This window comes from Neglectibacter sp. X4 (genome assembly GCF_009917365.1).
In the GTDB taxonomy this organism is placed as follows: domain Bacteria; phylum Bacillota; class Clostridia; order Oscillospirales; family Acutalibacteraceae; genus Acutalibacter.
Map to the genome: position 1 here is coordinate 36223 of NZ_QWLE01000014.1, position 20209 is coordinate 56431.

Genomic DNA, 20209 nt, shown 5'->3' on the forward strand with positions numbered 1-20209 from the left:
TCATTTCCTTTCTTATTTTTATATAATAGGTTTGCATTGGTTTTTAAGACTTTTGCACACCCTCCTTCCCCCGCCTCCGAGAAGTTTTATATACCAGGGCCAGCCCTGCCGCGCTTAACAGCGCCGCGCCTGCCCAAATATATCCCTGTATGCCTCCGCCGCCCGTTTTCGGCAGCTCGTAAGCATAAACGGTATTCACATAGGTGACAACCTGGATTTTGTCATCTGTTTCCCCAAGGTGTACCTGGCCCGACATAGTTCTGTCAGTGTCTCTGCCAAAGTCTGTCGGCTCGCCCTGCACCATCTGCCCGATTTCCTTGTTATACTGCGTTATATAGGCAGAGCAGAGGTAATCGTTATCCGGGTCTTTTTCCTTTATCTTATATCCCGTAACATTGCCGTTATCATCCTTCACCTCTTCCAGCCCGCCGGAAACCTGCTCCCGGTTTTCTGTAACCGTATACTTAGTTCCATCCGGCAGCATGTTGATGATGATATACTCGCCGTTTTTCAGGGTGAAGTCCGCGCCGCTATGCAGCACCATGTCTTTGTCCAGTATGCCGCCGCCGTCTACAACAGGCTGGCCGTCGGCGTTATACTTGGCATAGGAGTAGTCGTCCGGCAGCCTGCCGCCGTCGGCTGTAGTCAGCTTTAAGTTGAAGATGAATTCCTCATCATGGCTGGGAAGCTGGCTGATGTCAAAGCCGCCAGAGGACAGGTTCCCTCCAACTGTCAGCCCCTCCACCTTCTTCTCTATCTTCAACTGCGTGTAGGCTTCCTCCACCGTTGTGGTGCCGCCATGGACAGAGGGCAGTGTAAACTGCATCCAGCAGGTAGAGCCGGAAGCGCCGCGCTCGGTGTAGTAGAAATCCAGTTTGTAGCCGCCGGATTGCCCCTGCTCAATGTAGTTCCACAGGTCTACATACTCGCCCACTGAACGGTGTACGCCGCCGATATCGCAAATCAACTGGGAATTCCCACTTGGGTCGGTCAGGAACACCCACATGTCATCATCGCCAAAGAACAGATACTCCAGCGGGCCAGCATAATTTGCCGTCAGGTCAAATTCTATCGTGCTATGCATGGCAAAATAGCTGTTGTGGGCTATACCGTTGTCACTGGTTGGCATCTTAGTCCAGTCACCTATTTCTCTAAAATACCGGATGTTTTCCGGGTTGCCAAATAGGCCGTCACCATCTGGATTGGGGAAACTATCCATTGGCCAGAAATGGTTCGTCCAGATCTTTTTCTTGTTTTGTATTCCATCATATTGGCCGGGATGGCTGAATCTGTCCAGCCCGGTAAGAGCCGCACCATCTACGCTTACGGAAGTGAGCGTGTAGGTATCACCTAAACGGTTAAACGTCAGCCCGCCATTCTCAAACACACGTTTTCCCGTAAATGTGCCTGTGCTGAACAGGTCAGGGACTTCAATACCTTCGGCAAATTGCAGCACACCATTTTGTATACCTGTGACAAGGCCGAATGTACAACCTTCATAGCTGGCTGTATTAAACTTATTGAGATAGTTGCCGTTCCAGCTTAAAGTTCCATAATCGGTGCCGGCATTATTATTGCCGAAAGCAAAGGGGACTCCTGTCTTTTTAAAATAGGCGTTTATGCCGCTTGACTTTGTATCCAGTATTTTCTTATCCCCAGGCCCGGAGCTGATATCATAGTCATAAAAAACTCCGTTAACTGTTTCCGGCCCATCAGTAGGCTCATATACAAGGCGCAGGATAGATTCATGGGCAATATGGATGTAGACATCCTCGCCATATTTCCCCGCCGCATCTCTTCTGTTGGTAAAATGCAGCTTATTCTCGCAATTCGCTACCAGTTTGTCTTCATCCGGAACAATGTCGCGGCACGATTCTCCATAAATATCCCAATACACCGGCTTGCTCCGCTCTTCCTCGTCCATTATATCCTTCGCGCTGTCTTTCAGCACCCAAATCTGCTTCAAAATGTAAGAATCAGACTTTTTGCCTGTGTCCGGGTCTACCAGCGCGTCAATATAGTGGATGTTGGGCTTTGTGAAATAGGTACAGACATCATCCGGATCGTCTGTTTTGCCCTTTGCCTTATAGATTTCCGTCAGCTTTTCCGTTGACTTGACCTTTCCATATTTATCCGCGCTTGTCTCAATCTGCAAATTGGTCAGTGTCTGTATCGGGGAATTAACGGGTAATTTCCGCGTGCCACCGTTGCTTGCCGCGCTGGTGTCAATTACAGACAAGCTGTTTGCGACATCATTGGCAAGCCTCCTGTCCACCCTGTCCAGATAAGCGTAATACTCCACTGCATAGTGGGGGTTTACAGAGGTGTTTGTGGTCAGGGCAATGGTGTTCCGGCTTACGGCCCGGTTTGCGTTCTCAGGCTCTTCGGCGGTTGTGGGCATGGGCACCCCCTGCTTATGCACAACCATATTCATAATGACTTCCTCGCTGTCCTGGGTCACCTCCCGGGAATCCAGCATACAAATATCCGATTCTTCGCTGACAGCAAGGCGCTGCTCCTCCACCATCCGGGGCGCATTCTGGATGTCCTCTTCCGCTTTTGCCGCGGCAACGGCCTCGGCGCTGGGGTAGATAACCTTTTCGCCCACAGCCTCTTCGCCGTTTCCGGCAGGCGCCAGCATGGAAAGGATTACGCCTACATCACCTTCCGCCTCGCTTGCCACGTCCTCCGGCGTCAGAGCCTTGATCTGCTCCTCCAGCTCCTGGGTAGATCGAACCTCCACTGTCACCCGGCAGGCGGAGATATCCAGCTCCTGCCCGCCATAGCGCAGCTTATAAGACATAACCTCCAGAGGAGACAGGCCTGTTTCCTCCTGGGATTCGCTTTCATCCTTCCCCGCCTGCACATAGTCGGCATAGGGCAGATAGGCCGGTTCGCCTGCCTGCACCTTTTCCACCACGAACTCCACCGGCTGCTCCAGATACAGCACCGAGTTTGCAGGCAGGATGCCGCCTGTTGCTACGATAGCGCCGCCCAGCCGCAGCTTGGGCGCGGCCTCTGCGGGCTGGGAATCGGTTTCCGGCTGGGAAACTGTCTCATCCGCCAACTGGCTGGAGGAACTTTCCTCCTGGATCGGTTCCTCCGGGCTTTCCGCAGCAGAGGGCAGCGGATCCCCTTCATCCTTTGTATCTGCTGCCTGGCTTTCCGTTTCTTCCTCTCCCCATTTCAGGGCAGGATCCGCCTGGGAGGAAACTTCCGGCTCCTCCGGGCTTTCCGGCTCCGCCTGCTCCGGCAGGGTGGCGTCACCCTCTACATGGAACACCAGGTTAAAGAGGGAATCTGTGTCATAGGAGAAGGACTGGGACACGTGAAGCACATTGGCGTCCTCATCCTCCTGCTCCTGCACGCCGTTCACCTGATCGGCGTCAACCTTCACCGGGGCTTTGCTGCCAAAGCCCAGCAGCGTCTCCTCCTCTATCTGGGTGACAGCCCCGCCGCCTTCTCCCAGGGTTACAGGAAGCTGCTGTGCCCGTTCCCTGTCCAGCACCATGCCAGGCACTGTCTCCAGGGTGTCATCCTCCGGGGCCTCCGCAAAGGCAACGGCGCACACCTTGCCGCCCTCGGCGGAAACGCCCTCACCGAAAAATTCCGCTTTCAGGGAAACCGGCCCGTCAAAGGGCACCTGCTCCCCGTTTTCATCCTGCAAGCCCACTTGCAGCAGGGCGTGGAGGGCATACTCCTCATCCTCCATAGCCTGTTTCAGCTTGGCCTGGCGCTGGGCAAGCTGCTGGGGATCTTCCAAGCGCTCCACCACCAGATGGGTTCCCTCCGGCAATTCCCCTTCCACTTTCACCTTTAAGGTGGCGTCCTCATAGGCAGCTTCTTTCTGGGGCGCCTTGTCCGGCTGAGGCTCTGCCTCCTCCGGCTGGCTGCTGGGGGTGTCCTCCCCGCTTTCCAAGCCGCTGCTCTCTACATCACTGCTGGCAAGGCCGCTGCTTTCCAGCGCGCTGCTGGAGGCAGCGCTTTCCTCCAGGGCGCTGCTCTGTTCCCCGCCGCTTTCCGGCAGGCTTTCCACTGTGCTTTCTTCCTGCTCCGGCTTCCGGAAGCATTCGTTGCCATGCTCATGCTTCTCTGTTTGCAGCATACCGCAGGTAAGCACAAGCACCTGATCTGTCTCCCCGCCTTCCGGCAGGCTTTCCACCTTAGAAAGCGTCCCGTCCTCGCCCAGCACGGAATAGCATTCCTTTGTATGGGCGTGCAGGCTGATTTCCGGCTTGCCGCAGGTGAGGATCAGCTCTGTCTCTTTACAGTCGTCTGTATGGATGTGGGAGCCAGCCCCAGCCTCCTGGCCGCAGACAAGCTCTTTCTCAGAGCAGTCTGGCCCGTGGCTGTGTCCAACCCCTTCTTCCAGGCCGCAGACCAGCTCCTGGTTTTCATCATAGCAGGCAGCGCCATGGGCATGGGCCGGGGACTCCTCCAACTGGCAGGTTAAGGCTTCCTCATAGCAGTCATCCAAATGCACGTGGCCCACTGTCTGCTCTTGCCCGCAGATCATCACCTCGCGCTTTTCATAGCAGGCTTCCACGTGGTGATGCTCCCGGATTTCCGGCAGGGCGCACACAAGGGCCGCTTCCTTATCGTAACAGTTATCATTATGTTCATGGACTACATAGTTTGCGTAGCCGCAGGCAAGCTTTTCCTCTCCGTCAAAGCACGCCTCAGAGTGCTGGTGGACAGGCACCGCGCAGTCCAGCACCATGTCCCGCCGGGCCATTGCCTGCCCCTGCTGGATCATAAAATAAAAGGTGCCCACTGTTACAACCAGCGCAAGGCCCGCTACCACCGGAATCCATCGGCGAACCCGCCGCCGCTTTCCCAGCATTTTTGCCGCCTGCTTGTCAAATACCGCGTTTGCCATGCTCTCCATCCTTTCGTGCTTTCAATACAGGGCACTTAGAACCTGTATTCACAACCTGTAACCACCGTCTAAACGGCCTTTTTGAAGCCACTCTATGTTAAATTTTCTTGCAAGGCGACAGCCTTGCTGCGAACATTTGCCTTGATTGGCTTCAAAAATTCCCGCTCATCCGGCAATTTCGATTATGAATACAGGTTCTTACTTTACCGCCCCCAGCCCGCTTAAGGGCCATACCCGGAACAAAAGCTTTCCTACAATCAGTTCCTTGTTTACACAGCCCACCGCTGTGTTCCGGCTGTCAATGGAGGTTTCCCTGTGATCCCCCATGACAAAAATGCGTTCCTCCGGCACCTGGTAAGGCAGGGTGATGTTGCACTCCCCCAAGGCCTTGCCGGAAACATAAGGCTCCTCCAGCTCCTCACCGTTTACAAACACATTGCCGTCCTTATCTATATCCACCCAGTCGCCGGTTGTGGCGATAACCCGCTTCACCAGCAGGGTGTTGTTGTAATAAAAGGCGATAACATCCCCGGTGGCGAAGTCTGAGGTGTTCATGGTCACCACAATGTCCCCGTCCATCAGGGTGTTGGTCATAGACGTGCCGCTTATGCGCAGCACCGGGAACACCAGCACCGCCACAATCACCGCGGCGGCGGCCGCCACCATCAGGGCAAAGACTGTGGTGCGCAGCACCCGGCTGTGCTCCTTCTTGCTCAGTTCCTTTTCAAGCTCTGCCTCCACCTGGGCAACAGTGGGCAGATCCACCTCTTTTTCCTTTTCTTCCTTCTTTTCTTCCTTCTTTTCTTTCTTTTCCCTCAAGCGCACCCCTCGCTTCAACTGATTTATGAAGTACCCGTCCGGCCCTGAGTGGCCTGCTGCCTTTCAGGGACTGCCGTGGGGCCGCGCTCCGTTATAGCGTATGCGGTTCAAATAAGGATAAGGCGCCTTTTGAACCGGCCTTCCCCCGTTTTCCACCGCGTTTACTAACCCGCTTTATCCACCATACAGACACATCCGGTTTGATTCAGGAGCCTTCCTCCACCCGCTGGGAGCGCAGAAGCATCCTGCTCTGGGGCTGTAATTTCCCCTGTACCACCTGTACCACTTCCAGCACCCGGGGCGCCTGCTGCTCCCTGCCCCCTCTAACAGGCGGCGGGGCCAAAGGCATTCCCTGGCCCTGGGCGTGGCGGGGCTTCCTCCCAGCGGAAGGCGGCTCCTCCCGCTGCTGGGGGCGGGGCGGCGGGCTTGCGTATACCTGCCGCCGGGGGGCCTCCTGCAAAACAGGCGGGGGCAGAGGCGCAGCCTGGCCTCTTCCCCGCACCTGGGCAAAATCCATGTCAAAATCTTCCTCCGGCGCAAAGCCCTGCCTTTGCCGCTGGGCCTGCAGGCTTTCCCGAAGCTGTAAAATCTGGGCGTCCTTATCATTCAGGCGTTCCTTCAGGCGCTCATACCCTTCCTCCAGCTTGCTCATTTCCTCCTGCACCTCGGCAAGCTTGGCCTTCGCCTTTTCCGCTTCCCTGCCTTGGGCCAGCAAAAGCTGCAAAAGCTCACGCCTGCCCAGCTTATGCAATTCCTTGTCAGTCAATGGCGCGGCTCCCCCTTTCATCCGGCAGGCCCGTCGCATTGCCGCTGCTATCAGGCTTAGCATGAAACGGGCGGCCGCCCGTTTCATTTTCCATATGGAAAATGGCCTTGCGACATACCCATTTAAAAAACATGCTTCTAAACTGAAAACCAATGTACAGTATACAGTATTACACTATGCTAAACAAAACAAGAACAATATTACTCCATCCATAATACTACACCATCTACCGGGAAAAATCAACCCCGGGCGGCCCGAAAAACCACCTTTCGCCGCCAAGTGTATGATTAAGCGGGAGGCCTCCCGCTTAACTTTGGAATATTCCAAAGTCGCCCAGTCCTGCCTTTACATGTATTATACTATGGATCCGCCCTCTTTGCAAGGCCAAACACCAGATCTGGCGGCTTGTCACCTTTTTGTAATATCCGCAGGCAAATCCTGTATACATTCAATTTACGATTCATTCTTATTTTACTCGTATAAGCTGGAAAAGTCTACCTGCTTTCTGCACGAAGATTCTCCTCTAATTTTATGCAATTTTGGATGGAAGGGAAAACCAGCGCTGCCTCCTGAAAACAAAAAAGGGAATCCCGCAGGATCCCCTTTCACTTTGCAATATTCTTTTTAGATAAACTTGGCAGGGCTAATCTTCACGCCAGGGCCCATGGTGGCGCTTACCACGCAGGAGCGCACATACTGGCCTTTAGCGGCGGAGGGCTTTGCCTTCACAATGGCGTCCATCAGGGTGTTGAAGTTTTCAGAAAGCTTCTCCACGCCAAAGGAAACCTTGCCGATGGGGCAGTGGATGATGTTGGTCTTGTCCAAGCGGTACTCGATTTTACCAGCCTTGGCTTCCTGGACAGCACGTGCCACGTCGGGGGTCACAGTGCCGGCCTTGGGGTTGGGCATCAGGCCCCGGGGGCCTAAGAGCTTGCCCAGACGGCCTACCATGCCCATCATGTCCGGGGTGGTAATCAGCACGTCAAAATCCATCCAGCCTTCGCCCTGGATCTTCTGCACCATTTCCTCAGAGCCTACAAAGTCCGCGCCAGCGTTCTGAGCGTCCTCAATCTTCTCAGGCTTGCAGATAACCAGCACCCGCACGTTTTTGCCGGTGCCATTGGGCAGCACGATGGCGCCGCGCACCTGCTGGTCTGCATGGCGGCCGTCAACGCCCAGCTTCACATGCAGCTCTACCGTCTCGTCAAACTTGGCGGTGCCGGTCTTTACAGCCAAATCAAGGGCTTCGTTTACCTCATACAACTTCTGGCGGTCAATGAGCTTTGCGCCCTCTCTATATTTCTTACCGTGTTTCATTCGTCTATACCCCCTGCCCCTTAGTCTACAACTTCGATGCCCATGCTGCGGGCAGTGCCTGCGATCATGCTCATAGCGGCCTCGACAGAGCCGGCGTTCAGGTCGGGCATCTTCTGCTCGGCAATCTTCTGCACCTGCTCCCGGGTGATTTTGGCAACCTTCTTTTTGTTAGGCTCGCCGGAGGCGGACTCAATGCCGCAGGCCTTCTTGATGAGGACAGCGGCGGGAGGGGTCTTGGTGATGAAGGTGAAGGAGCGGTCGGCGTATACGGTGATTACCACAGGGATAATCAGGCCCACGTCGTTCTTGGTGCGCTCGTTGAATTCCTTTGTAAACGCCATGATGTTCACGCCATGCTGGCCAAGGGCAGGGCCGACAGGGGGGGCCGGGGTTGCTTTGCCGGCGGGGATCTGGAGCTTTATAAAGCCCGTAACTTTCTGTGCCATTTTCTGATCTCTTCCTTTCCGTTGTGGTTCGGACGACCCAGGCGGCTGCGGTATTCCGCTTAAAAATCCGCCTGTATCTCCCACTGGGCAGCTTCCTGCCCAATACAGAGCAAATCAAACAAAAACCTTTCTTTCCGGTGACTTCCGGCGCTTAGCCCACAGGCTCCGCCTGATCCAGCTCCAGCTCCACAGGGGTGTCCCTGCCGAACATGGAAACCGTCACCCGGACGCGGTTCTTCTCCACGTCCAATTCCTCCACTGTGCCGATGAAGCCCTCCAGGGGGCCGTCTACGATGTTTACCGAATCCCCCACCTGGTAGCTGATTTCAAACTCCCGGTTCTCTATCCCCAGCCGGGCGACTTCGTCCTCCGTCAGGGGGATGGGCTTGGAGGAGGGGCCGACAAAGCCTGTGCAGCCGCGGATGTTGCGCACGGCATACCAGGATTCGTCTGTCATAACCATTTTCACAATCACATAGCCGGGGAAAATCTTGCGCTCCACTTCCTTGCGCTTGCCGGCGTCCGTGATTTCAGTGACCTTTTCGGTGGGCACACGGATCTCTTGAATCAACTCCTGCAGTTGGCGGTTCTCCACCGTTTTTTCCAGGTTCGAGGCCACCTTGTTCTCATAGCCGGAGTAGGTGTGTACCACATACCATTTTGCTTCCTCTGCCATGTGTTACCTCCGATGCAGCCATCTCAGCCCTTGGCCACGTCCATGACAAGGCCCAGAAGGTTCATGAACACAGTATCCAAGGCAAACACAAACAGCCCCAGCACAATGATGGTGACCAGCACCACCCCCGTGTTCTTGAAAACGGCCTTGGGCGTGGGCCAGACAATTTTTTTCATTTCGCCCTTGCAATCCTTAAAGAACTTTGCGATGCGCTTAAAAAAGCGCACAAAGGGGTTTTCCTTTTTCTCAGGCTTCTTTTCGGTCTTTTTTGCGTTATCCGCCATGCTGACACCCCTTATCTTGTTTCCCTGTGCAGGGTGTGTTTCCGGCAGAACCTGCAATACTTATTCATTTCCAGTCTGTCGGGGTCATTCTTCTTGTTCTTCTTGGTGAGATAGTTCCTCTGCTTGCACTCTGTGCAGGCCAGTGTGATCTTCACGCGCATTTGTCGGCACCTCCCGTTTTACGGAAATAAATTTGGGGTCTCCCCCAGCCTCCCTCCAAAAAGGGCCAGCCGCCTGCATTTCCAGGCAACACAAATAAAGCCTCTTTTCGAGGTGCTCCCAGTATACCACATCTTGTTGGGGCTTGTCAACTTTTTCTTTTGGGCGGGCGTGCGGCGGCAGGCGTCTGCCCCCGTTGCAGTAAACCCGCGGCGGATGGGAATATCGTAAAAGTCTGGCGGGAGCGCTTGGAAAAGCAGCCCACGCAGCTTGTATTCCGCGATTCCCCACTCTGAAAAAGCAGCGGATTCAACAGCTATGATAATATAAAACCATGTGAAAATATTTTGAAATGTATACTTTTTAGCAATCCAATCTGAAAACTTTTTGTTTGTATAATTTTACCACTATTTCCCCCAAAAAGCAAGGCTTTTACCCTGTGTTTTGGATAAATCTGTTTATCCTGCCCGCTGGCAAAAAGGTATGCAATTATTCACGTCACTTTTTGACAGTTGGTACCACCCGGCTTCAAAATCCGACTGGCTAAAGAGATCATATAAGATAGTGCAGGTATATCCTCCACATTCAAATTGATTCTGAAGCCGTTTCCCTAGCAGCATTATATAGTCATAGTCTTGATCTGCGTATCGGAAAAGCAATATTGGAATAATATTATCACTGGATGCTGTACGAAGATTGTCTGCCGCTTCGCCAAATTTTTCTGCTTCTACAGTCTGCGCATCGAATAATGCAAGTATATTTTCTTTCGGGAGAAGCCGTTGATTTTGTGCCAGAATATATGCAATTTCTGCACTTATCTGTGGAACCAAAATACTGTTAGAAGTTTCATAGTTTAAATTGTATTCGTCTCTAAGAGTTTTTAAGACAGAGGTTTCTGTATAAGCCGCAGCCACTTCAATCCCGTCAATGGGATTATGGACAAGCCTAATCAGCTTCTGCGACACATTGCTTTTGCAAACCTGGCGCTTCACCCCAAGAACGCAGGGAAATGCCGCTGGATATGTTAGTTTTAAATCATTAGATGCGGCGGCTACTAAAACAGCACTGCTTTGGAGTTGATGCAGTAATGGCAGCATCTGCCTGGCATACAGCAAATGATACATTCGCAGACTCGTAGATATGATATCATATTTTTCTGTGATACAGTATTGCAATGCACGAATCAATGTAGGAAGTGAATGGTTACTATATCCATGATTCATCATTAAACCGGAAATCACAACTTGTTCCAAAGTTCCTTTTTTATGCAAGCTTTCAATCAAAAGCGCCGTACATAAAGTCCCGTGAGTAACCCGCAGGGGAAAAGAAGATGATGGCGTTCCCTTATTGCCGCCGTTTCCTTCCAGTTCTTTTACAGAGAAGCGCTTTTGATAGTATGGCACAAGCTTATGCAGTACTTCCCAGTCAATCCTATCATCGATCACGCAAATTTTTATCGGCACCATATCCCGCCTTACTGTTATAGTTGATAAAATTAAAACATACTTTCAACTTTATCAGATAGATAAGTCATGTTGGGCTGCCCCGCCTGCTATTCCTCCCGCTGGCTCAGCAGGAGGATAGGCTCCGTTTTGAGATTCCGGTTTACCAAAATCACCGACAATGTAAGGGTAAACAGCAGCAAAAAGGCGGAAATTCCCGCCGCTAAGGGCAGCGCCGCGCCTTCTGTGGCTAATCGGGAGGCTAAATCTCCGTTTGCCTCTTCCGTCACCCAGGAACTGAATTCCGTACTGTAGGCAGACTCCTGCTCATTTCCCAGAGATTCCATCTGGTTTGCGGCAAGCAGGCCAACCCCGCTTCCCAGCACCACCGCCACAACAGCCAGCCCCATTATGCCGCCAATGAGGGAAACGCGGCACTGACGGCGGCTCATGCCCAAGCCGCGCTCGATAGCCGTTCTTTTTTTCTGTTTCACAATAAAGAAGTACAGGAGCAGAAGGATGATGATCATGGCCGAAAGCATCCCGGCCATGCACAGCAAGGCCGCTATGCTGCCTGTCTGCCGCAGATTTTCCGCAATCTGTTCATAACCGTTGTCATCATAGCTGATTTCCAGAAACTCGCCTGCCCCCGATTTTTGAAAGGCACTGTCAAAAGCGGCAACCGAACCATTGGGGATCTGAAAAGAGGTGGTATAGGCAAGCATGGGGCCGAAATCGGCAATATTCTGCTCATCGGACGCCTGCACGGATTTTGAGGGGATAATTACCGTATCCCTTCCCAGCTCGCTTATGTGCGCCTGATCGGGATTGGGTCCCTGATAGCGGTAAATCCCAACAATTTCATAGGCCGCGTCCCAAAAGACCGGGTATACATCCCCCTGGGTATTGGCAAGTGAGAAATCAATAGCGCCAAAGTTATAACCAAAGGTGAAGCCGGGGCTTGTCCTATAGTTTGCGAAAAACAGCGGCAGTTGAAGGCTGTCCCCCACTTCCAAGCTGTTGTGCTTTGCAAAGTCCTCCGGCACCATGCAGGCCAAAGCCCCGCTTTGAAACTCCTCTTCTGAGATTTCCCGCCCCGCAGACACGGTCGCTTCCCTCTTATGGAAGGATGGCAGGAGGGAACAGCTTTCAGTAGGCAGTACGGGGAGGATATCTTCAAAAAGTGCCTGCCGTTCTACAAGGCTCAGCCAGCCCTTTCCTCTCGCTGTTTCATAGAAGCCGTCCGTCACTTCTTCCCAGCGCACCCCATCCGGCATATTCATGTCGCTGTCCAGTCTGACGCCCTGCCCATCCGTCTGGGTAGATTCAGGCCGGAGCCAGGGCGTGAACTCCAGTCCCGAGGGTATCTGCACATCCGGGTGGGTGTTAGCTTGATACTGCAGTCCGGCAATATATGTTTTTCCAGCTTCTAAAGGGGCCGGGTTCTCTGTGAAATGGTCGCAGAACCAAAGGGTCTTGCTGCCGCGGGCGTCTCCCCACAGGACTTTTTTAATGTCTACCAGCACAGGCTGGGTGGGAATACAGTCTTCCACCGGGCTGAACTCAATAATAAGATAAAAATTGTATTCTTCCGCATTGATGGGGGTTCTCTCGCAGTCCTGCAAAAGAGCGCCATAGTATGGGCGCTTTTCCGGGCCTTTCAGATACTCCGCCCCCTCAAACTCCAGGACGCTCTCCGGCAGGACGGTATCATAGGCAGGATATGTCCAGTGAACATACTCCTGCAGCGCGGCATCCCACTGGTCGTATGTGGCGGTTTGAGTTTCCTTTTGCGTCACCGTGCCGATAGTGGTAAAAATTTCTTCCATCTTTTTCAACTGCTGAGCCGACTTCATCCACAGGGCCGCGCCGACCATCAGCAGCGCTGTGCCCGCCGCCAGCAGGATCAGGAATAAAACCAGCTTAAACGGAGTCCTGAAAAGCTGCTTGATACTGTTTCCCATAATTTCCTCCTATTGCAGGGCAGTCCCATCTTTACGATGGGACTGTCCCTATTCCATATAAAAAGCATATCGTTTTTACAAAGCTTTCAGAAAGGACTTGAAAAACAGTATCTAAAAGGTGTCTTATACAAAAAAACTAAAGGTTTCATACAGCTCTTTCCTCTCTGTCCAGCTTTCCGTCTGTCATTCGGTAAACCACATCTGCCTGCGCGGCAATGTCCAAATCGTGTGTAACTACAATTACACAATAATTTTTTTCTGCTACCAACTGCTTGAGCAGGCCGATAACCACCTTCCCATTCTCTGTGTCCAGATTGCCTGTAGGCTCATCCGCCAAAATCACTTTTGCCGAGGAGGATAGCGCCCGCGCGATTGCCACCCGCTGCTGCTCTCCGCCGCTGAGCATCGCCGGAAACTTCTTTTCCTGTTCTTTCTTCAGACCAACGCTTGCCAGCAATTCCCTAGCCCGTGCGGCGGCCTCTTTTTGGGAACGCTTTACAATCTGCATGGGGTACATCACGTTTTCCAAAACGGTAAGAGTGGGGAAAAGATGGAATCCCTGATAAATAAGGGAGACGTTCTCCCGCCGATGGCGTTCCTGTCCAATCTCGTCAAGGGGCGTTTCCCCCACATAAACGGAACCTCTCACAGGCGTTCCCAAGCCGGCAAGCACAGAGAGCAGGGTTGTTTTCCCGCTGCCGGAATGACCAATTATAGCATAAAATGTTCCCGCTTCAAAGGAACACGACACGTCTTTCAACGCCTGGACTTTTTGATATTTGCTTTGGTAGATATAGTCCACATTCTTTGCAGAGAGCATTTCCATAACGGTACTTCCTCCCTTTCCATTCTCAATCGATCTTTGTTAACAATTCTAAGACGTTCATGCTGAACAGGAACGCCAGGGCAATGATAATACTGAGAAAAGCGCAGACTAAAAAGATGCCCTCCATCACAAGGATATCGCCCAGGCCCAGGCTGGTTGCCGCCAGCAGTACAGGCAGGGTGACAACACAGCCCAAAAGCATCAGCAGGGCGTTTTCCAAAAAGCAGCGCAGGGCGCATAGAAAGCCGGGCCGTCCCAGAGACAGGGCAATCGCGATTTCCCTGCGGGAGCTGCGCAGCACCAGAAACAGAACGAAAACAATCAATAAAACTATAAGAGATAAAAACGGGGCCTGAAACCACCGGAAAATACGGATATTCTCCTGTATCCTGTCTGCGGTTTCTATAAACAGCCTGTCGTTGACTTCCAGCGCATTGCCCTCCCGCTCTTTGAAGGAGTCGGGATCAACCTCCTGAAAGCCCGCTTTTTTCATCCCGGCCTTCCATTCGTTAAGCTGTAAAGGGTCAGCCACTGTCCCCTGAAAGGACGCATACGTATAATCCAAGCCAGCGTCCTGCAAAAAAGACTGAAGCCAGCGGGCCGGAACTGCCACATCGCTGGCATTGCCCGCAGCAACTTCGCTGGAGACATAAGTACCCGCTACGACCAGACTGGCCTTTCCAACCTCTACAAAGCGAAAATGCATGTCATCCTCCTCATATTCCCAGACATACAGAGGAAATTCTATCGTACCGCCCAGGGAAATGCGGTGGCGGGAGGCGTAATCCGTGCTGATAACGCAGGCAGGCTGATCGCCGGAAAACAAGCTCTCATCCCACCCCTGGGCGTAGGATATCTGTTCCCGTATAAGAGGGGAGAGCAGGCTGCTGTCGTTAATCCCTATCATAGAGGTGTCGCAATATTGAATAGGCTGCTTCTGGTTCTTTTCATCTATGTTCCCGCCCGCAAGCATGGTGTAGAGGGAGTCACTGATGCCCCCGGAAAGCAGGGCCTCTATATGCTTCTGATCGATTTCCAGCCCCGCCTGCCGATTCCCATTCGTGCCGACCACCTGCACGGTTACTGGTATCGTTTGCGAAAGGTTCCGCAGTATAGCCTCATTGTTTTGGATGTTCCCCATGTAAAACGCGATACAAAAAATCACTAGAATCCCAAATAAAAAAACCAGAAAACTTTTCCCTTTATTGCGGTATAAATCCCGCCAAACTTCAGTTAGCGCAAACATGATATTCCTCCGGGATGGGCAAACAATAATTTTACACAAATTTTACTACCAGTGAATGCTTTTTGTCAATAGAAAAACCTAAAAAAGCTATCTCCGTTTTCGTTTTATAAAAAAGTATAATGAAACAGGGTAATGAAAAATGGAAGAAATCCGAGCAAAGATTGACGATATTAAGGCCGAACAGCGGGAACAGCGCAATAAAGGGCGTATCCCTTCGCCTGACGAACGCGGACTTGCCGGAAAAGCCGAAACGCAAGCGGCCATATCACACCGTTAAAACAGTGAAGCGCGCGCCGAAGGGCGAAAGCATAGAGAAACGCCCCGCCGAAGTGGACACGCGGGAAGATGTGGGACATTGGGAAATGGACACCGTTTATTCAAAAAAGAAGAGTTCAAAGAAAACCCTTCTTGTGCTGACCGAACGGAAAAGCCGTCTTCCCATTATGGAGCTAATGCCAGATCGGACGGCTGAAAGCGTGGTTGCCGCCCTTGACCGTATAGAAAGGCGTTTCGGTTCGCGCCTATTCCGGTTGATCTTCCGAACGATCACCGTTGACAACGGCAGGGAATTCGCGGATGTGGAACGGCTGGAACCTTCCGCACTGACGAAGGGAAAGCGCACAGCACAAAGGTTTACTATTGCCAGCCATACAGCAGTTACGAGCGGGGAAGCAATGAAAACGAAAATAAAATAAAGCGGCGGCACTTCCCGAAAGGAACGGACTTCGGGAAAGTAACCGCCGCAGAAGTCAAGCGCGTGGAAATCTGGATTGCAAACTATCCGCGTAAAATATTAGGCTGGAAAACATCTGAAATGGTCTTTCGTGCCGCCGTCGCCGCCCTCTGAAAAAATATTTCAAATTTTTTCGCATTTGCTCTTGACATTTCCGGCCTGCAAAGATTTTTGACAAGCACAAACCCCAGTTAGTATTCCTGCTTCCCTGTAAGCCGCCGAAAACATTCCTTATAAAGCCCCTCAGTAGTGTGCACGATATCCTTCGGCAGCGCTGGCCCAGGCTCTACTCCATCCAGCCCATTGTCTGTAAGCCAATCCCGCACGAACTGCTTGTCAAAGCACTTTGGCGATATGCCCGTCCGGTAGTCCTCCGCTGCCCAAAACCGGCTGGAATCCGGTGTGCAAATTTCATCGCCCAAGGTGAGAGTACCATCTCCATCATACCCAAACTCGAATTTTGCGTCTACAAGGATGATGCCCTTTTGTAAAGCGTGTGCTGCACAGGTTTCATAAAGAGCAAAGCTGATTTTATAGATTTTTTCTGTCTCATCAGGGCCCAAATCCTGCCGCAGCTTTTCCATTGATATATTTTCATCGTGCCCCGCGCTGTTCTTTGCCGCAGGCGTCAGGACAGGCTCCGACAGCTTTTCTGCCAGTTGATACTTGTTCCCATTATAACTCCCAGCCGCCTGATACTCTTTCCACAAGCTGCCAAACATATAGCCCCGCACGATGAATTCGTAAGGCAGCATGTTCAGTTTCTTAACCAAGACTGTGCGCTTTTGGCAGGGCTGGGGCAGCCCCGCAGGGTTAGCTGAAAGGATGTGGTTTGGCACAATAGCGCGGGTATAATCAAACCAGAAATTGCTAATCTGCGTAAGCGCCACTCCTTTGTCTTTTATAACGGAGTCCAGGATGACATCGAATGCCGAGATCCTGTCCGTAGCTACGATGGCCAGTTGGCTTTCTCCCGTTTCGTAAACTTCTCTTACTTTGCCGGAAATAATTTTTTTCATAGGCTCATCCCTTTCCGAATACTCAGATCACGGCGGTCTGCTTGATAGCGTACAGGGTGTCCATGCAATGCCTATGCGGGGAACCGCCGCTCATGCAGTCGAAAATTTTCTCCTCGCAGTGGACGATGAGCCAGTCGGCGTAATAAGTGAAAAGCTCACCGGACACCCATTTATAACGGCCCTCCCGCTGGTCGGATTCCGTAATGAGGAAGGGCTTCCTCACAAATACGTTCAGGGCATGAAGCCCGGCATCTGTTGTGTGCGCCTGGTAATTTTCCAATATCTCCCGCCGCAGCTCTTGAGAAATGTAGTGCAGAGAGCCAGAGCAGAACACAATATCAAAATGGCTGTCCAGCCGGAAATCACGCAGATCAGCCCGGAAGAAGTTGATATCCACCTGAACCTTTTCGGCAAGGCGTTTTGCCTTGTCCAACCCCAGGCGTGCCGCGTCAAAAGCGGTGACGCTGTACCCATTGCGGGCAAAGAACACCGCGTTTTTCCCTTCGCCGCAAGCCACATCCAGCAGGCGCAGAGGCTTTATGGGAGGACAAAGCTTCATTATCTCATAACACATAGGAGAGGGCTGCACGCCCCAATAGTAGCCATCGGCCTTATAGCGTTCTTCATAGTCGGTAATGCGTTTCTGCTCTGCCGCATAGCCCATCAGTTGATCAATGCTGCAGTGCAGGACATTGGCCAGCAGCGGCAAAACAGAAGTATCTGGCAAAGAACTTCCATTTTCCCACTTGGAAACAGCCTGAAAGGATACCCTTACCTGTTCGGCCAGTTTCTCTTGGGTCAACCCCTGCTGCTTACGGAGAGCGTGTATGTTTTTGCCGATTTGATTGCCCATAAAATCCGCCCCTTTCGGGTTAAGTATAACACAAAAGGGGCGAGCCATGTATAACTTGTTTTTTGAGATGGGCTAAGGATTCAACTGGAGGTAGAATAGGAGTATACGGCCTAATACTCCCATGAATAAGGCTGGTTTTGAACCATCGGATAAAAAAGCAGAAGTTTCGCGTTCATTTTGTTTACCTCCGTGGTTTGATTGTGTCTGTATATTACCATGCAAACGCCGTAATTGCAAGAGGCTAAGGCGCACAAACTTTCGCCTTGATACCTGGTGCATATGCCGGCTTGACAAAACCACGCATTTGAGGGATAATAGAGTAAAATGGAGAAGGGGCTCTCATAATGAGGCGTATGACATACAAAGAGGACATGACCCCGATGGACAAGCTCTGCATTGAAAAGGGCATCACCCGGCGGGAGCTGGCGCGGCAGAGCAGGGTACCGATCCGCACCATAGAGGGCTGGGCCAAGAGGTCGCGCACCAGCCCAAACGTCTATCAGCTCTACAAGGTAGCCCAGGTGCTGGGATGCCAGATAGAGAACCTGTTGGAATTGGACAGGCTTGAACAGGAGGAAAGCGGCAGGGAATAAGTAAAGGGGAACCGTTTTCGGTTCCCCTTGCGTATTCATTTAGGCCGTTATATAGTCGTACAATTTGGCTTTCAGGACAATCATCTGGGCCTCCGCCGCCTCGGCCCGGGCCTTGTATTCGTCCCGCTCTTCGGCCAGCTGACCGGCCTGCACCGTGCACTGGGCCAGCTGCTCTCCCAGATCCTGGGCCTGCTCCACCGGGTTTCCGGAGAAGTCGTTGTCGATGTTCTCCTCCGCGATGTCGAATACGCCCCTGAACGCCGTGGCGATGTAGCTGCGCGGTCCCAGGTCGTCCACCATAGCTTTTATCTGCTGAAGGACTTCACGCTCCTGGTCTTTGGTGGCCATAGCGGCCTCCGCTGTGTTTTCGATGCACATTTTTGATTTACCTCCTTGATTTTTCTTTCCTGCTCTGTTAAAATCAAGTTAGCCGGGGGCAGGTTTCCCCGGCCCGCCTTGTTTGAGGCATCGGAGGATAGCGGGGTAACATTGGCGTGTGTACCGCTATCCTAGTTTTTTCACTCCTTCCCGCCTCGGGACTATATGCAAAAGAAAAAGCACCCGGTTTTTACCGAGTGCTTTTCTAATTGCCTCATTCAGTGGGCAACATCATGGCCAACACGAACGCCGGGCCTACAAAATAGATTGTGGCGGGGTTCGTATGACTCTGGTATGTGAGGTGGATACGAAAAAGATATTTTTGCCAAATCGGTGGATGTATATGAACTTTCAATATGCATATATCAGATTTAAAATATCTTTTTGATAATGTTCTTTCGACTTTCTAATGGCACTCCAGCTTTTGACATAATTAATAGATAAATAAAACACCTTAATATTCGGTATGTAGCGAAATCGACAGGCTCCAATTGCTTTATTGAGCCGTGGGCGATACAATTTCTTGTAGTGCTATATTCTTCAGCAAAACCTGACTGGGGTGGTAATTGTGAATCAATGCAAATTTATTCCATCTGACAAACCATCTCTGGAGCGAATTCTGTTTCACAAAATGCAAATTTGTCCTTAATTGTTACATCATAATGACTTATTAAATTCTTAAAGCTACGTAAAGATGAATTCCTCTTATTATTTATGCCATACCCAGATTGCATTACTGCTTTTTCGATAGTATCCAATAATTGATTTTTGACAGCACGGAATGTCTCATCCTTTTCAGATTTAAAGCTTGAGAAAATATTGTTAAACTCGCCTTCAAAGCTAATTGCAGTTATTAGCCATTTAGCGGGATCTATTGTTAGCTTGTCTTGACTATCATTTGGAAAAAAGTACGGATTTTAATTACCTGTAGTCCTTCTCTCTGCTACCAAAGAAAACAATCTGGGTAAAATATTTATATCGAGATCATCAAACGTAATAGTATTCTTGCAACTCGGCTTATAATTCAAATAATCACGTTGGAAAATTACCGCTTTTCCAGATTCAGCATATTGACCATCTGGCCTTAGTTTATAAATAACAATGTCCTCCATTGGGATGTCATTTTGAAAATTAGCAAACACCAAGAAGTCTCGTACATACAAGTAATATTTCCCGATATCAGTTGACTTTTTAGGAGATTTAAATGTTATGGACCATTTGGGATTAATCGAAAGCGGAGTATTGTCTTCAAACTTGAGATTAAGCCTACTGCTGAATTCAAGGATACATTCAATGTTTTCTCCATCAATAGTACAGGTAAACTCCTGATTTATATCAGACCATTGATTAAGAGATATGCCAGATATTTTATATAACTGTTCGGATTGAAAATTATAGGCTTTACGCGGCGAGAAAAAAGCTCTTAATGCTGGAGATTGGAACACCAACTTATCATAGCTATCTTCGCACCCATAATAAGTCGCATATATTTGAATAGAGAATCTAATACTTTCTTGTATTGCCGCCATTGCACCGCCTAGTCTTTTGCAATAAAGGAAGACAATTTTTCTATTTGACGTGCTTCCTTCAAGGTAATCAATAGAATCTATACTATCAAACCCACCAAGATATTCATTTTTGGCTCGAACGACTGTAAGAATTCTTCCATCCAATACGAAAGGATACTCGCCACCTTTAAAATTGAATTTGCCACAAATCATATTCCAATTTAACCAATGTCATTAAGTTAGTACGCAAGGACGCACGCCAAAGGGCCAGGGGGCACAAAAAAGAGCAAAAGGAATTGGG

18 protein-coding genes are annotated in these 20209 nt (G+C 51.0%); 2 read left to right on the top strand and 16 right to left on the bottom strand.

Annotation, left to right across the window (positions count from 1 at the left end; genetic code table 11):
- Positions 1–43: 43 nt before the first annotated feature.
- The 12 genes from D1841_RS07645 to D1841_RS07700 all read right to left on the bottom strand — a co-directional run bounded on the left by D1841_RS07645 (position 44) and on the right by D1841_RS07700 (position 14719).
- Positions 44–4879, bottom strand: a complete 4836-nt coding sequence (locus D1841_RS07645) for a fibro-slime domain-containing protein (protein ID WP_160642680.1) — start codon at positions 4877–4879, stop codon at positions 44–46.
- A 198-nt stretch (positions 4880–5077) separates the two neighbouring features.
- Positions 5078–5704, bottom strand: a complete 627-nt coding sequence (gene lepB / locus D1841_RS07650; protein ID WP_347563964.1) for a signal peptidase I — start codon at positions 5702–5704, stop codon at positions 5078–5080.
- A gap of 199 nt (positions 5705–5903) precedes the next feature.
- Complete coding sequence (locus D1841_RS07655) at positions 5904–6464, bottom strand: hypothetical protein (protein WP_160642678.1); 561 nt, start codon at positions 6462–6464, stop codon at positions 5904–5906.
- A gap of 624 nt (positions 6465–7088) precedes the next feature.
- The gene (gene rplA / locus D1841_RS07660; protein ID WP_160642677.1) at positions 7089–7781 is read right to left on the bottom strand and encodes a 50S ribosomal protein L1; all 693 of its coding nucleotides are present in this window, start codon (positions 7779–7781) and stop codon (positions 7089–7091) included.
- A gap of 20 nt (positions 7782–7801) precedes the next feature.
- Complete coding sequence (gene rplK / locus D1841_RS07665; RefSeq protein WP_160578776.1) at positions 7802–8227, bottom strand: 50S ribosomal protein L11; 426 nt, start codon at positions 8225–8227, stop codon at positions 7802–7804.
- A 151-nt stretch (positions 8228–8378) separates the two neighbouring features.
- Positions 8379–8903 carry a transcription termination/antitermination protein NusG gene (gene nusG / locus D1841_RS07670; RefSeq protein WP_160642676.1) on the bottom strand — a complete coding sequence of 175 codons (525 nt, stop codon included), beginning with the start codon at positions 8901–8903 and terminating at the stop codon, positions 8379–8381.
- A gap of 23 nt (positions 8904–8926) precedes the next feature.
- Complete coding sequence (gene secE / locus D1841_RS07675) at positions 8927–9187, bottom strand: preprotein translocase subunit SecE (RefSeq protein WP_160642675.1); 261 nt, start codon at positions 9185–9187, stop codon at positions 8927–8929.
- Between the two features lie 11 nt (positions 9188–9198).
- Entirely contained in the window at positions 9199–9348 is a 150-nt protein-coding gene (gene rpmG, locus D1841_RS07680) for a 50S ribosomal protein L33 (RefSeq protein ID WP_160578773.1), read from the bottom strand.
- Between the two features lie 456 nt (positions 9349–9804).
- Positions 9805–10812, bottom strand: coding sequence for a hypothetical protein (locus D1841_RS07685; RefSeq protein ID WP_160642674.1), 1008 nt, complete (start codon positions 10810–10812; stop codon positions 9805–9807).
- An 86-nt stretch (positions 10813–10898) separates the two neighbouring features.
- Complete coding sequence (locus D1841_RS07690; protein ID WP_160642673.1) at positions 10899–12752, bottom strand: FtsX-like permease family protein; 1854 nt, start codon at positions 12750–12752, stop codon at positions 10899–10901.
- A 145-nt stretch (positions 12753–12897) separates the two neighbouring features.
- Positions 12898–13578, bottom strand: a complete 681-nt coding sequence (locus D1841_RS07695; RefSeq protein ID WP_160642672.1) for an ABC transporter ATP-binding protein — start codon at positions 13576–13578, stop codon at positions 12898–12900.
- Between the two features lie 25 nt (positions 13579–13603).
- Positions 13604–14719, bottom strand: a complete 1116-nt coding sequence (locus tag D1841_RS07700) for a hypothetical protein (RefSeq protein ID WP_160642671.1) — start codon at positions 14717–14719, stop codon at positions 13604–13606.
- Between the two features lie 224 nt (positions 14720–14943).
- On the opposite strand from D1841_RS07700, the gene D1841_RS07705 reads away from it, so the two are divergent.
- The gene (locus D1841_RS07705; RefSeq protein ID WP_161879948.1) at positions 14944–15519 is read left to right on the top strand and encodes an IS30 family transposase; all 576 of its coding nucleotides are present in this window, start codon (positions 14944–14946) and stop codon (positions 15517–15519) included.
- Between the two features lie 229 nt (positions 15520–15748).
- On the opposite strand, the gene D1841_RS07710 is transcribed toward D1841_RS07705, so the two are convergent.
- Together D1841_RS07710 and D1841_RS07715 are read right to left on the bottom strand one after the other, a co-directional pair.
- Entirely contained in the window at positions 15749–16576 is an 828-nt protein-coding gene (locus D1841_RS07710; protein WP_160642669.1) for a phosphoribosylaminoimidazolesuccinocarboxamide synthase, read from the bottom strand.
- 22 nt (positions 16577–16598) lie between these two features.
- Positions 16599–17429: a helix-turn-helix domain-containing protein gene (locus tag D1841_RS07715; protein WP_160642668.1), complete on the bottom strand. Its 831-nt coding sequence runs from the start codon at positions 17427–17429 to the stop codon at positions 16599–16601.
- 344 nt (positions 17430–17773) lie between these two features.
- On the opposite strand from D1841_RS07715, the gene D1841_RS07720 reads away from it, so the two are divergent.
- The gene (locus tag D1841_RS07720) at positions 17774–18022 is read left to right on the top strand and encodes a helix-turn-helix transcriptional regulator (protein WP_160642667.1); all 249 of its coding nucleotides are present in this window, start codon (positions 17774–17776) and stop codon (positions 18020–18022) included.
- A gap of 39 nt (positions 18023–18061) precedes the next feature.
- On the opposite strand, the gene D1841_RS07725 is transcribed toward D1841_RS07720, so the two are convergent.
- Both D1841_RS07725 and D1841_RS07730 read right to left on the bottom strand, forming a co-directional pair.
- Positions 18062–18400 (bottom strand): hypothetical protein, encoded by a 339-nt coding sequence (locus D1841_RS07725; RefSeq protein WP_160642666.1) that lies wholly within the window; start codon positions 18398–18400, stop codon positions 18062–18064.
- 917 nt (positions 18401–19317) lie between these two features.
- The gene (locus D1841_RS07730) at positions 19318–20121 is read right to left on the bottom strand and encodes a hypothetical protein (RefSeq protein ID WP_161879949.1); all 804 of its coding nucleotides are present in this window, start codon (positions 20119–20121) and stop codon (positions 19318–19320) included.
- Positions 20122–20209 lie beyond the last annotated feature (88 nt).

Bases quoted from the DNA above. Each gene is read 5' to 3' on its own strand.
- D1841_RS07645 (WP_160642680.1), bottom strand. From the start codon at position 4,879: ATGGCAAACGCGGTATTTGACAAGCAGGCGGCAAAAATGCTGGGAAAG.
- rplA (WP_160642677.1), bottom strand. From the start codon at position 7,781: ATGAAACACGGTAAGAAATATAGAGAGGGCGCAAAGCTCATTGACCGC.
- rplK (WP_160578776.1), bottom strand. From the start codon at position 8,227: ATGGCACAGAAAGTTACGGGCTTTATAAAGCTCCAGATCCCCGCCGGC.
- nusG (WP_160642676.1), bottom strand. From the start codon at position 8,903: ATGGCAGAGGAAGCAAAATGGTATGTGGTACACACCTACTCCGGCTAT.
- secE (WP_160642675.1), bottom strand. From the start codon at position 9,187: ATGGCGGATAACGCAAAAAAGACCGAAAAGAAGCCTGAGAAAAAGGAA.
- rpmG (WP_160578773.1), bottom strand. From the start codon at position 9,348: ATGCGCGTGAAGATCACACTGGCCTGCACAGAGTGCAAGCAGAGGAAC.
- D1841_RS07685 (WP_160642674.1), bottom strand. From the start codon at position 10,812: ATGGTGCCGATAAAAATTTGCGTGATCGATGATAGGATTGACTGGGAA.
- D1841_RS07690 (WP_160642673.1), bottom strand. From the start codon at position 12,752: ATGGGAAACAGTATCAAGCAGCTTTTCAGGACTCCGTTTAAGCTGGTT.
- D1841_RS07695 (WP_160642672.1), bottom strand. From the start codon at position 13,578: ATGGAAATGCTCTCTGCAAAGAATGTGGACTATATCTACCAAAGCAAA.
- D1841_RS07700 (WP_160642671.1), bottom strand. From the start codon at position 14,719: ATGGGGAACATCCAAAACAATGAGGCTATACTGCGGAACCTTTCGCAA.
- D1841_RS07705 (WP_161879948.1), top strand. From the start codon at position 14,944: ATGAAACAGGGTAATGAAAAATGGAAGAAATCCGAGCAAAGATTGACG.
- D1841_RS07710 (WP_160642669.1), bottom strand. From the start codon at position 16,576: ATGAAAAAAATTATTTCCGGCAAAGTAAGAGAAGTTTACGAAACGGGA.
- D1841_RS07715 (WP_160642668.1), bottom strand. From the start codon at position 17,429: ATGGGCAATCAAATCGGCAAAAACATACACGCTCTCCGTAAGCAGCAG.
- D1841_RS07720 (WP_160642667.1), top strand. From the start codon at position 17,774: ATGAGGCGTATGACATACAAAGAGGACATGACCCCGATGGACAAGCTC.
- D1841_RS07725 (WP_160642666.1), bottom strand. From the start codon at position 18,400: ATGTGCATCGAAAACACAGCGGAGGCCGCTATGGCCACCAAAGACCAG.
- D1841_RS07730 (WP_161879949.1), bottom strand. From the start codon at position 20,121: ATGATTTGTGGCAAATTCAATTTTAAAGGTGGCGAGTATCCTTTCGTA.